This is a genomic window from Paenibacillus sp. PastF-3, from assembly GCF_029893135.1.
Lineage (GTDB): Bacteria > Bacillota > Bacilli > Paenibacillales > Paenibacillaceae > Paenibacillus_AQ > Paenibacillus_AQ nitricinens.
On sequence record NZ_JARXWM010000013.1, the window covers coordinates 144,255 to 156,854 of the forward strand.

The 12,600-nt window shown below is 38.7% G+C and carries 10 protein-coding genes; all 10 read left to right on the forward strand.

Annotated elements, in window-relative coordinates; genetic code table 11:
* Positions 1–55: 55 nt before the first annotated feature.
* Positions 56–490, forward strand: a complete 435-nt coding sequence (locus M2444_RS23300; RefSeq protein ID WP_280788193.1) for a hypothetical protein — start codon at positions 56–58, stop codon at positions 488–490.
* Between the two features lie 162 nt (positions 491–652).
* Entirely contained in the window at positions 653–2,854 is a 2,202-nt protein-coding gene (locus M2444_RS23305; RefSeq protein WP_280788194.1) for a CpaE/TadZ family protein, read from the forward strand.
* A 149-nt stretch (positions 2,855–3,003) separates the two neighbouring features.
* The gene (locus tag M2444_RS23310; RefSeq protein WP_280788195.1) at positions 3,004–3,768 is read left to right on the forward strand and encodes a stalk domain-containing protein; all 765 of its coding nucleotides are present in this window, start codon (positions 3,004–3,006) and stop codon (positions 3,766–3,768) included.
* A gap of 192 nt (positions 3,769–3,960) precedes the next feature.
* Positions 3,961–5,007, forward strand: a complete 1,047-nt coding sequence (locus tag M2444_RS23315; protein WP_280788196.1) for an S-layer homology domain-containing protein — start codon at positions 3,961–3,963, stop codon at positions 5,005–5,007.
* Positions 5,004–8,051, forward strand: coding sequence for a CARDB domain-containing protein (locus M2444_RS23320; RefSeq protein ID WP_280788197.1), 3,048 nt, complete (start codon positions 5,004–5,006; stop codon positions 8,049–8,051). The genes M2444_RS23315 and M2444_RS23320 overlap by 4 nt, the downstream gene beginning before the upstream one ends.
* A 68-nt stretch (positions 8,052–8,119) precedes the next feature.
* Positions 8,120–8,704, forward strand: coding sequence for a hypothetical protein (locus M2444_RS23325; RefSeq protein ID WP_280788198.1), 585 nt, complete (start codon positions 8,120–8,122; stop codon positions 8,702–8,704).
* Positions 8,705–8,724: 20 nt separating this feature from the next.
* Positions 8,725–9,141: a hypothetical protein gene (locus M2444_RS23330; RefSeq protein WP_094877624.1), complete on the forward strand. Its 417-nt coding sequence runs from the start codon at positions 8,725–8,727 to the stop codon at positions 9,139–9,141.
* Positions 9,142–9,163: 22 nt separating this feature from the next.
* Positions 9,164–10,063, forward strand: a complete 900-nt coding sequence (locus tag M2444_RS23335) for an SAF domain-containing protein (RefSeq protein ID WP_280788199.1) — start codon at positions 9,164–9,166, stop codon at positions 10,061–10,063.
* Complete coding sequence (locus M2444_RS23340) at positions 10,060–11,004, forward strand: CpaE/TadZ family protein (RefSeq protein WP_094877622.1); 945 nt, start codon at positions 10,060–10,062, stop codon at positions 11,002–11,004. The genes M2444_RS23335 and M2444_RS23340 overlap by 4 nt, the downstream gene beginning before the upstream one ends.
* Positions 11,005–11,087: 83 nt before the next feature.
* Positions 11,088–12,599 carry a TadA family conjugal transfer-associated ATPase gene (locus tag M2444_RS23345; RefSeq protein ID WP_280788200.1) on the forward strand — a complete coding sequence of 504 codons (1,512 nt, stop codon included), beginning with the start codon at positions 11,088–11,090 and terminating at the stop codon, positions 12,597–12,599.
* Position 12,600: the final 1 nt, after the last annotated feature.

A 12,600-nucleotide genomic window follows, 5' to 3' on the forward strand; every position in this document is an offset into this window, starting at 1 on the left:
TAGAGGTGATTCAATCATTAAAGATAATAACTATGAGAAGGGAAGGAAAGGGAAGATGAAAAAATCAGGTATTCGAGTATTTAGTCTGATTGTGTTTATTGTTTTTTGCTTTGGTGCACCTGCACATGCGGCGCCAGGAGATAGTCAGACAGGAACCGTTACTAATAATCAATCCATCAATCAATCAACTGGTGATTCTCAAGGGGCTATTGATATTACACCAGTAACTTCAGAAAGGTTTGGAAAAGGCATGACAAAGATGGGGAACGATTTATCAAAATTTGGTGAAAGAATATCTTATCCCCTGTTTCTTATTGCACTTATACTTGGTTTTGTTCTGTTACTTTTGGGCATTTTTTCTAAAAAGGCCTTGGCGGCAGGTGGGATTTCATTGGTAGTTGCTTTTACTTCGCTTCTATTTATGGGTGACATGACTAAATTAATGAATATAGTAAATGATATTACGCAAAATATTCGAAACTATTTTTAATAGAAGCGTGCTGGCTCAGGCTGGCATGCTTTTTTTTATCAGTAGGAACTGAAATTTAGATTTCTTTACAAATAATTGAAGGGAGAATAATTAGTGAATATTAGATCTGGTGATAAGGAAGTTGTTAAAGTCGAAATTAATTCTCTTCAGGAAGAGGTGTAAATGATGCATATAGTAATTATCTGCCGTCCACAGCATTACGAGCGGCTTTCAGGATATATAAAGCATGTTTCAACTAGAATTTCTATTTCCCCGTTGATTTCAGATTGGAATGCAGCGATGGAATATTTGCAAAAAGCCAAGTTGGACGGGGTGCTGATTGACCAGAACGTCAGTTTTTATAAAAATATTGTAAGTATGCCTATACCTTCTCTCGTATATCAAGGTCAACCACAAGGTTTTGGGTCAGAAGTTCAGGAATGGCTGAACTCGTTGAATGTAAGTAATCATGAAGCCCCACCTTCTAGTACTTCTGAAACAAAAAGCTTAGCAAGTAATGAAACCGAATCTGAAGTACCAATCGTATCAGAAAAAGCTTTGATTAGTGAAAACGGAATTAAGGTGGCGTTAGTATCTACAACAAAATCTATCATTGAAGCAGTAAATAGGCTTTCCGGAATTTCAGTCGTGGCTACTTTGTGTGATTTACAAGATGCGAAGATTGCAGAAAACCTTAATAATGCAGATACCATTCTTGTTGAAGAAAGTGTAATGAATGAGGAGACAATTACAATACGAGAGTTGAAAATGTTACAACTTATCGAGGAATATAAAGGAAGTGGAAGACGATTAACATTCCTTTTATTCGAAAGATCCAGTACATCGTTTATGCAAAAGCTTGTGAAAAAAAGCTTTTATGACTTCCTCTGCACAGAATCACTCTCACTTTCGGATATTGAACGGTTAATTAAAGTTCCAAAGTCCCTTAGCGAAGTCGCTAATTATATTCCGAAAGAAGAATTGAATCAGGCACCAGAAAAAGCAACGATAAAAGCAAATAGCTCAAAAGTAGTCCCATCTGTGCTTACTAAGGATGATATTGATCAGAATGTTAAAGATAAAGCTCACCGTCCAGCGGAATCATTTGTAGAATCAGCTAATGAAAAAGTTGAGGATAGCGTAGAAAGCACAACTAGTACCATAGAGACCCCAGACGGAACCCAGAACCAAACAGAATTTATTAAGAAAGTTTCCATTGATACACAAGAAGCAACTGTGTATACGAACGTTAATGTTCAGAGCGACCTAGCCTCCGAACCCACTACTATTTATGAGAATATAGAAGTTAAGGGTAAGGTTACTGCAGAAGACATTCTACCAGACACCAACAACGAAACAAACACTACCTCGATAACAGATTCTGCCCGAAAATTCATCAAAGCGATAGGGCAAAAATTATATCAGCATAAAGAAGAAAGCAACACGAATTTGAATGTTCCAAACGATGAAAACGACTTTGAAAAAGGAGATGATACACAAGTAAATGAAACAAAGCAGGATTCTGAATTACCTACAGGAAGCTCTCTCGTCGGAAAAATACAAATCAAAATAAAAAGTATATCTCGACCTAGATCAATTCGCGGGGAACGGAAAGAACTGAAGGACGAACAAGAAGATAATGTAACTCTCGAAAAGGAAACAGGGGAGTTTACTGATTCGTCTACAATCAAGCTTGGTAAAAAGATGATAGACAATACTCAGAGTTCAATACAGTTTACTGTACCACATCGAGTCGTTCTGTATTCCCCAAAAGGTGGTGCTGGTTCAACAAATATCGCTGTCCAACTGACACAAGCATCAATAGAGAATAATATTGGATTAGCTGAGATTGCATTTAGCTATGGTCAACTTGCCGGACGTTTAAATCTTAAGCCACAGTATAACATCTCGGATATTGAAGAAGGGATGGAAGAAATGGCGGTATGCAACAACCGATTTTTATGTGCGCCGTGGGTATTTCCAGTGAAGAAAACATTCAATGAGTCTTTATTAAAAGAATGGCTGAATCGATCCCAGCGAGCATTTCCTGGGAGATCAATTATTGCAGATTTGCAAAGTCAAAGTTCTCCAGTGATTATTCATACAGCAATTGAGTGGGCTACTCGTTCTGTTTGGGTTGTACAAGATACTGAGCAGCACCTTGGAATGGCTGATATTCAAATTTCAAGCTTAAGGAAAATGGGGGCTGATGTTGGAAAAATAGGTTTAGTTGTTCAGGAGGTGACTGGGGCGAAATTACCATGGAGTGATGTTTTAGGTGTACAAGTTATTGCTACATTAAATCGCGATTTAAAATCGTTGAAATGGAAAAAAGAATTGTACGATGGTATAGCAGAACACTTAGGATTACTAGCAATGGTATAAAATTTATATAACTGTATATTATTGTGTACAGAATGAAAAGGTTAGAGTATAATATATGTTGTGGGACAGGGTGGGTTGTACCGAAAAGGTGCAACCTATTTCGGTGTATATAGATATTAATATACGATTTTCAGATGGGAGGGGATATAATGAAATTGTTTTCTAAGCAACTCCTGCAGTATACAGCTTTAATAGGCATTGCAGTTTCTCTTATATCTGATAAAACAACGGCTATGTCATTAAATGAAGTGACTGGTACTAGAGATGAAACAATTGTAGTTATAAAGGATGGAATCGAACTAGAGTTAAAGGATGCAAGGGGTCTTCGAGTAACTCCAGTAACGATTGATAACACGACATATCTTCCCTTAAGGGCTATTTCGGAGAATATGGGATGGGATGTGGGTTGGGACAATGATAAACGCACCATAACTTTAGACGAAGTAATACAGCCTGAACTTAAAGAGGAAGTAGACGAAAAGAGTCCAGAACCAACAACTCTTACGGATTTCGGTGGAAGTATTGATAAAACATTAATGCTAACTAAAGTACCTACCGATTTGAAAGTGGGAACGATGCAGTTTATTCAGGGAGGCATTCTCAAAGGAAGTAGCGCAAGAGCGGCGATAGATCTATCTAAGAACCCATATGCCAGCTTATCTACATATTTGGCTGTAAAGAAAACCATAACTTCAACTAATAAAGCTGCATATGCGAATACACCAGTTGAGGTTAGAATTACCGAGGTGATCAACGGGAAGGAAGTATCCTATTTCACAAAAAATATCTACCCCAATGATGCTCCTGTTCATGTTGAATTAGATTTAAGAAATAAATCAAAAATTAAAATCGCTCTTAAGAGCGACGTATTAGATACACAACTGATACTTGGAGATGCAATTTTCAATCCGTAAATTCTGTATTGATTTGTGTACAGAATTGTGATAAACTTCTGTTTGTAGCAAGTTATGAAGTGCGGCCCCCCCCGGCTGCTTTTTTTTTTTATAAAAACCCATCTACAAGTTTCTTGGGGAGTTGTAAATAGTGAGAGTCATGATAACTTTAATACAAGATAATTGAAGCGAACAGAAGAGGAGGTCTAGTCAATGCGAAATTCGAAAAAAATTAGACATGGAATCATCGTTGCTCTTACATTTGTCACTGTTGCGTCAGCATCGTTTGCTAATGAATCATTCAAGGATGTTTCAGATCAGTATTGGGCACACGACACGATCACTTGGGGAGTAACACAAAACATACTACAAGGTTATGAAGACCATACTTTTAAACCTAATCAGACCGTAACGGAAGCAGAATTTCTGACCATGCTTATCAATACCTTTGTTGGAAAGCAGAATCCAGTAGGAACAGGAAAATGGTATTCCGGATATTATGCGTTTGCAAAAAAATATAATTGGTCTCTTAAAGGCATTGATGATTCAACAAAAACTGCTGAAAAGTTGAGCAGAGGACGAGTGGCAGAAATCGTAAGCGGAGCTGCTGGTGTGAATTATTCTGGAGATAATGCAATTCGCTATATGCTGGCAAATGATCTGTCCCAAGGGCGTACAGACAAGCCAAGTGTTAAGGGTTATGCGGGAGCAGAGTTACTAACAAGAGCAGAAGCGATTCAGTTCATAAAAAATGCAGTTGACCATGGGTTCGATGAAGTAAAGCCACGTCCAACTACTGCATCGGACACGACTAAACTACCAGAGTTTCCGGATGATAGTGCATCAAATTCATCTAATAATTCTAGCTCTTCACACGGATGGGAAAATAAAAATGTAGGCGACTTTACATTGAAGGAAGTAAAGAAGCAAACAGTTACCAATACGATTTTGTCCCGTGCTATTGGTTTTATGCCTATAGACAAAAAGAGTGAATCTTTTATGCACCAAGTTATGGATGCTATTCAGGTGAAAGATGGAATTGTCACAATCGACTTCCCTAATAATATTCCTAGTGGTTATAGCGTATATTTGGTCGGAGAGAACGGGAGCTCAGCAATGGTCGATGTTCTGGCTGGCGAAACAAAAACCTTTAAGCTAAAAGGGACGTTCGGTATTTCGATGTATGTAGGTGCAGAGGCAAAACAAGTTAATAGTATCTCAGCTGACGGAGCTGTTATCTGGGGGGCAAAGCATTCATGAACATAGTTCAAACCTCAGATTTAAAAAAGAAGCGTGTCCTTGTGACAACGCTTCTTTTAATTGTTCTGATATTTCTTGTTACCTTTATTAAATCCGATGCAGCATCACCTCAACCGGAATATGGGGTTAGATACTATCCGTATACAAAAGAGGTTAAAACTCAAGTGATAGGAGATTTAAGAGCAAGTGGTCCTGAACAAGGAGATCATTTACTTTTTGCATCACGGAAGGCCTACGCTCTTTGGGACGATGTTCGGTTTAAAAACGTCATTACTAGTACATGGGCAGATGCAACTCCAGGAGGGAGCTATCTACCTGTCCTTTTGTTTCAAATACTTGAACAGGAGTCTGCTGATAAATTCGATGCTCGTGATGGTTACAGACTAGTTCCTTACTATCCGAATGGTGATGTAAATACCACACAAAAAGGAACTCCTATTAAAAAGGTTGCTGATTGGGCAGGCGGTAATCCAAGTTATGTGTTAAACAAAATAAATACTGTTCTGAATGGCAAAGCTTCAAGTTCTAACGTATTATCGGCAGATAATTTTTATTATGTCGGAGCAATTCCTCCAGTAGACTTAACAGAAAATCTATTCTTTCGTTTCAATTCAATTGTTAGTCTTTCGGGTGGAGGAGTGGATGAAGGAGATATGATCGCGCAAACACCAACAAAAGGTGTGAACCGTGGTATCACATATCCGGCTTTTAAAACGACATATTCAGTGACTCCATGGCCAAAAATACATGCTGTATTTGGAATGGAAAGTAATGGTGAACAGCGTGAATTAGTTAGTGCAGCGACTGGTAAACTGAAAATATCGACTACCACTTATTCTTATTCAGGTCACAAGCAAAAGATCTGGATTATGAAGGGGAGTAAAACATTTGGTGACGTTCTGAATTACATGAACTCAACAACAGAAATGTCAGGAGCAAGTGACCAAACACGTTTTAATGATTTTTCACCAAATATCTATAAAGTTTTTGATGCTTCTGGAAAACGAACGTACAACTACAATAGTAGTATTCCTATGTCGGAAATGAGTTCACTTATTACACCGGATGGTACCGTACAGAATTTCACCATGGTCGTCAGTGATGCCTACGATCGTATAGCAGTTACAAATTTCAAAGTAGGCACCTATAAGAACGACTTGGCTATAATTCCATCAAGCGTTAAAATCACCCCTGGGAGTCCCCAGACTGCTGGTACTGCAGCCAAAGTTACTGTGAATGTATCGAATAAGGGGAGTAAAGATATCGCATCAACCTATTTGGCTTGGCGCTGGAACACGGCGGGAAATACTGTATCAAAAATTCCGATCAATAACTTTAAGAGAGGAGAAACGCGTAGCCTAACGTTTGATATTACTTATCCGCCTCAGTCGGCCTTACTTATACTGAACATTAATGCGAATAAGGACGCACCTACGAACGAGATCGATTGGCTCAATAATCGAACGGAAGTAAGAGTCGGTCCCGTACAGATTAATCTAAGAGCTAAAGAGGTTCGGTTAAATCCGACTAAGCCACAAATTGGTAACTCAGTGAATTTTGAGGTTTTAGTGGAGAATGAGAGCTATACAGAGACGGTCACTGATACTTATCTGGACTGGTGGACTAACCAAACACTACAATCACAGCCTGCGAAATTCAGCTTGTCACCGAGAGAACAAAAATGGATTTCAAATCTAGTTCTTCCTATTGTACCAGGCGGAAATTATCTTTATTTTGATGCAGAAATAAATAAAAATCATAACAAGCCTATTAATGAGACTAAAGCTGATGGGACTAATGCTTGGACTGATAATAAGATCAGTAAAAAGTATCAACTGATGTCCAAAAATTTAAATTACTTCGTGAAAACAATTTCTGCTAGTTCAGCTACTCAGAATTCATCTGTGACCACACGTGTTGTGGTCGGACGGGAACAATTATCTTCTGATACTAACGGAGAGAAACAGGCAGCCGTTAGACTGTATATTCTAGACGCCAACGGAAATGCAAGTCTTATAGAGACTAAATCGATTCTACTCCCATCTCCTGGTGATACAAGAACGGTTTTCTTTGATTGGAATAGCGGAAATATGGCCATAGGCAATGGATACAACTTGATGGCAACAATAAATATACAACCAGTTGATCCGGAAACGACCTACGCGGATAATACTCAAATTGCTTCATTTGAAATAACTGGTTCTACGCCACCAAATGGAAACTTTTGCTCAATTGGTGCAACCACAGGTGTTTCTGGAACTTATTCGTATTGTTCCCGTTATGAAAATATTTATCATCCTGTTACTGGAGCCTATATTGGACGTGATTGTGTCAATTGGAACGAAGGGAATTACTATGAATATTTCAACGCCTATGTATCTTCAAGCCTGTCGGGGTCATATGTGGAGGAAAATGCAGATGAAATAAACGGTATTGATGTTCCTCTTGTTCAAGGTGGAAGTTCTACAGTACAAGCTGGGCAAGGATTTACATTTGCAATTGATGCCAAGTATACCGAAGATCGAGGACGTCAAGGTAATCTTACAAGAGCAGTTGCACACTTTCCAAAAGAGGATGGGACGTTACAGGATATTGACCTAGTAAAGATAAGGACAGCAGGTAACGAAGTTACATGGGCGATGCCGACAGCATGGGTCGCAAAGCATGGTGATGAAGTGGTATACCAAGAAGGCTCAAATCCAGGGTCAAACGATCCGAACGATGCAAACTATTACTATCCTGGTGGTAGAGCGTTTTATACCAGTTTAAATATGCCAGCAGGAACTTTTATAGTTTCCGTGGATTTGTATGCAGAAGGAGTTAACGCTCTTCACCAATGCGTGCTTATGCAGTATACAGTCTCTGGAACGGTAATGGACGATTTTTATGTAAGACAGATTAATCCGGAAGAACCTTTTCCATCACCACTATTCCCTTCTGGACCTACTTCTTTGTGGAAAGATAATTATGACGTATTGCAAAGTCAATCACTGATAGATTGGGATAACTTTGATGAGAGTATGTGGAATTGGCCTAAAGATTAAACCTTCCTCCCGAAAGGGAGGTTTTTTTATAAGAGTAGAAGGAAATTCAAAGGGAGGGAAATAGAGAAATGATTTTGAGTAGTTTGATTCTATTAATTGTTTACAACGGATTCAATATGTATTGTGATGTTCGTTGGAGAATAACAAAGAATTTATGGCATGTTCTTTATTTGCTGTTATTTTTAACTCTTATTATTGTACAGCAAGGAACTGCTGTTTTATGGGCAGTTGGATGGGGTTGTATCGCATTTCTTTTCTATGGATTATTACTTGAGGCTGCGGGATCTACAGCTCCTGGCGATACTAAAATGATGATGACTAATGGTCTAGGGATTTGCTGCTACGTATTAGCAGTTAACGGGGGATTTGTGAGAGATGAAATGCGATCAGCGTTAAGGATATTTCTCTTTAGCCTTGTTTTGATTTTATTTCTTATTGATGCTTATCGCTTTGGTAGGAAATACGGGCTTAAACGTGTAGTTAAAGCGATCTTTGAGAACACCATTGGCTATATCATGGCCAAGGCGGGCATGAACGCTTTTGCGCCATCCAGCAGTTTGGATAATAAAGATTTTCGTATCTTACCGGGAGCAGTAATGATAACAATGTCAGTTGGAATTACAATTTCATTTTTTATCCCTGCCTTCGGTTAGGTAGATAGGAGGAGTCATAAATGCAATCACCTGCGAAGCTTTTATGGTTTATGATCTTTATTTCGCTAATCTTCTTTCTGCTCGACATTGTTGACATTGGTACAAAAAAGTTTGTTGTTGAGGATGGAGCGAGGAATACAACGCAAACTGCGCTGATGAGATCAGTTGAAGAAGGAGGAATACGTACAAAACATAAACCGCGTACTGATTTAAATGATTTTTATCATGAATTCTATGTGTATGGGACATTGAATGCAGGAGAAAAAGCGCTACAAAGTAAATACACAGCGATTTACGATGTACAACGACTTGTTCCATATGCCGCAGCCCAAATGTCTCTCCCCGGTGAGTCCAAGGCTATGAAGTATCTCAAGGCAGATGATGTTTGGTATAACCCTCGTCACAGGGTCATTTTTATCTGGGACGAAAAACAATAAAATTCAGGAGGAATTACAAATTATGAAGAAAAGAAAATTACTTGCTTTAATGGCAGCTTTGATCGTTGTGGGTTCATTTTATGCAATAAGTCAGTTTCGAGTAAATTCAGAACTGGAAGAGACCCAGGTTTATTTTGCTAAGAATGATATTCCCCCTCATACCGAGATTACTGCGGATATGATAGAACACACAAATGTACCTAAAAAAGGACTGCCTCCAGGCATTGTGATGGATATGACGAAAATAGTAGGTCAGTTTACACAGGCATCATATGGACTTTCACAAAACAGTTACTTTTTTCAAAACAAGATTGTCAGCGAACAAGAATTACTAGATTATGCTAAACGTCAATTGGAACCTGGGCAAGTGCTTTGGACTGGTAATGTAAACCTACTTGAAATTGCTGCTGGTAATGTAATCGAAGGATCTAAAGTAGATATTTGGTTCCAAGCGGTTGAAGGAAGCAATGCAACATCTGGTACGAAAGAGCAGTGGGTTTCAGGAAAAATGTATAGAAGCATCAAAGTAATAAGTACAAAGAACAAAAAAGCAGAAGACTTAACAACTAAAAACACAACCAATACTGTAAATTCTCAGGGTCAAAGCGTTGCTCCTAAAAAGGAATTGTATCCTACCGTGGTACAACTGGCTGTTACTGAGGACCAATTCAGAATGTTGAACAGTGCGACATCTAATGCGTTCAGAGATTCTGCCATCATTATGGTGCCAAGTGCTGATGAAAATACAATTCCAGACCTGGGTGAAAAAGATCCATACGATATTAAACCATATATTCTAAGCAAAGAATTTGATATCAATAATATCCAGAAGAAAGAAACTTCTATAGAAGGTACAAACGTAAGTTCAACAATAGGCATTGAGCAGATCGGCGACGCTAATAAAGGAGTGACTGGGCAATGATAAAAAATAATGTGAATGAAGGTATTGAGACGGTAAACAAAAGAACAAGTAAAGTCATTACAGGATGGTCTTGTGATAGTGGAATGGGCGTAAATACGTTTCTACGTGCAGCTGCAACAGAAACAGCAAGTCGGGGGATTCGGACGGCTCTAGTAGAACTAGATCTGTTTCATGCTTCTACAGCATATTCAATGGGAATGAGTCATCCTACTAGAAACCTTGAAACCTGGATTTCAAAGAATCAGGAGGGGGAGGACTATAGGGATGTGAAGGACTTCTTACTGAACAGCAATATTTGGTCGCATGAAAAGTATGATGATAGTAGACAGATGCAAGACGTTGTGGCGGAGCTGCCTCAGGACTTGTTTCTATTAACACCTTCTCAAAACCTAGATCGTTTTTTTGCGGGATCTTTAAAGTTAAAACATGATATGCCAGCATTTATTATTGACTCTCTAGATAAACTAGGGTTTCAAGCGATCTTTATTGATGTTCCTAGTGAGCTGCTAATGGCTGTTACACCGGCAAGTTTGAAACTTGCTGATGAAGTAGTTGTATTAATTGATGGACAAGTAGCCCATTGCATGTATACAGCTAAAGAGTTAAAGCGACTTAGCCGGGAAATCGAAAATGACCGAATCAAACTTGTTCTAAACCGGACACCTCAGCCACTGGTAAAGGTCATTGAAAAACTAATGGAGCGTGAAGTATTCACTATACTTCCAGAAGATCCGACGATGGCAGAGCGTTCGTTGGACCTTCTACAGGGAGGCGGGGATGATTTCAATAGTGCCGTCAGTACCTTTATTGATAATGTTGGTTTTCCAAAGAAAAAGAAGACAGCTGCAAAAGAAAGTCCTTTCGAAGAATCAAGAGAAGGTAAAGAGAATGGAGTCAAAGGCATTACACGTAGGTTATTCCGATTTACAAAGAGAGTATAAAAATTCAAAAGACCAGTGCGATTGAAGGCGCACTGGCTTTTCTTTTATTAAGTAAGAATATATTTGAAGGGAGATTTCTCATTATGAGCACAGTTGATGAAAAGGCTTTAGTAGAGGGTAATGAGCAAAACAACTTGAGCACAGTTGATGAAAAGACTTTAGTAGAGGGTAATGAGCAAAACAACTTTTATGATGCACTTCAAACTACAGAAGAGTATATGGAGGTAATGCAGAACCCGACCGGATCAAAAGTAACTGCAGAAAGAGCAATTGATGCTATTGTGAACACTGATGCAATTACTAAGGTTCGTGAACGTTTAGTTCTTGAACATGGTAATGATCTTGCGCGCGCTTTCTTTGACAAAGAAATGCGAAATGTGATGGAGAAACAAATTATGCGCATCATTATTGATCAAAAATTAAATATGGATAAGATGAGCAGTAAAGAAATGGCAAAGTATATGTGTGACGAAATAATTGGACTTGGTCCAATTGAAGAATTGATGAAAGATAATAGTATCACAGAGATCATGATTAATGGTCCAAAAGAAATTTACATTGATAAGGTTGGATTGGGAATAACTCTTACTAATCTGAAATTCGACGACGAAGACCACCTACTTGCTATGGCGAAAAAGATGTTGAATATGGCCGGTGCAACAGTAAACGAGGCGTCTCCGATTGTAGATGCACGCTTACCGGATACACGTATTAATATCGTAATAGCGCCAGTATCTCGCAATGGTACAACAATTACAATTCGGAAATATCCTCCAATCAATATGTCTGAAGAGAAAATGATTGAAACTGGTTTATGCACTAAGGAAATGTTCGACTCTTTAAAGGTTCTGATTCGTGGAGGCGCAAATATCCTTATTGTTGGAGGGACAGGGGCAGGGAAGACAACAATTATTAAAAGACTTTGCGAAGAAATACCAGATAGGGAGCGCACACTTACCATTGAGGATACTGAAGAGTTGCGGTTAAAGCAGCTTTACCCTCTAAAACACTTTATTAGTGTGGAATGCCGGTTAACTGACAAGCCAGAAACAACAATTGATTTAGGTAAATTACTAAAAAACGCGTTACGTCAGTACCCATCAAGAATAATTGTTGGTGAAGTACGGTCAGCAGAAGCTTTGGACATGGTTGAAATTCTTAATACTGGTCATGACGGTGGATTAAGCAGTCTGCATGCGAACTCCGCTAAAGACGGAGTGATGAGACTACTCCAAATGATTCTTCGTAATGGGCTACCACTTGATCCGGATATTATTGGACAAATGGTAGCAACTGCGATTGATATTATCGTATATGTTGAAAAAAAGGTGGATGGTACTAGACGCATCACAGAGGTTATTGAAGTTTTGGGATATAAAAATAATCAACCACTTGTAAATGACCTTTATAAGTTCGAGGATATTGATGTTGAATTTGATGAAAACCAGAAAATTAAAATTATCGGGCGACACATAAAGGGCGAAAATTGTGTTTTTTCTAAGCCTTTAATAGCAAAACTCGTAAAAAAAGGGGTATCTAGAGACGAGTTACGTATGTGGATGCGGGAAGACGATTTTTCAAAGAAAGGGGCGTAAT

Excerpts from the sequence above, each read along its gene's own strand:
- M2444_RS23340 (WP_094877622.1), top strand. The coding sequence starts at position 10,060 with ATGATAAAAAATAATGTGAATGAAGGTATTGAGACGGTAAACAAAAGA.
- M2444_RS23320 (WP_280788197.1), top strand. The coding sequence starts at position 5,004 with ATGAACATAGTTCAAACCTCAGATTTAAAAAAGAAGCGTGTCCTTGTG.
- M2444_RS23325 (WP_280788198.1), top strand. The coding sequence starts at position 8,120 with ATGATTTTGAGTAGTTTGATTCTATTAATTGTTTACAACGGATTCAAT.
- M2444_RS23310 (WP_280788195.1), top strand. The coding sequence starts at position 3,004 with ATGAAATTGTTTTCTAAGCAACTCCTGCAGTATACAGCTTTAATAGGC.
- M2444_RS23315 (WP_280788196.1), top strand. The coding sequence starts at position 3,961 with ATGCGAAATTCGAAAAAAATTAGACATGGAATCATCGTTGCTCTTACA.
- M2444_RS23335 (WP_280788199.1), top strand. The coding sequence starts at position 9,164 with ATGAAGAAAAGAAAATTACTTGCTTTAATGGCAGCTTTGATCGTTGTG.
- M2444_RS23305 (WP_280788194.1), top strand. The coding sequence starts at position 653 with ATGATGCATATAGTAATTATCTGCCGTCCACAGCATTACGAGCGGCTT.
- M2444_RS23300 (WP_280788193.1), top strand. The coding sequence starts at position 56 with ATGAAAAAATCAGGTATTCGAGTATTTAGTCTGATTGTGTTTATTGTT.
- M2444_RS23330 (WP_094877624.1), top strand. The coding sequence starts at position 8,725 with ATGCAATCACCTGCGAAGCTTTTATGGTTTATGATCTTTATTTCGCTA.
- M2444_RS23345 (WP_280788200.1), top strand. The coding sequence starts at position 11,088 with ATGAGCACAGTTGATGAAAAGGCTTTAGTAGAGGGTAATGAGCAAAAC.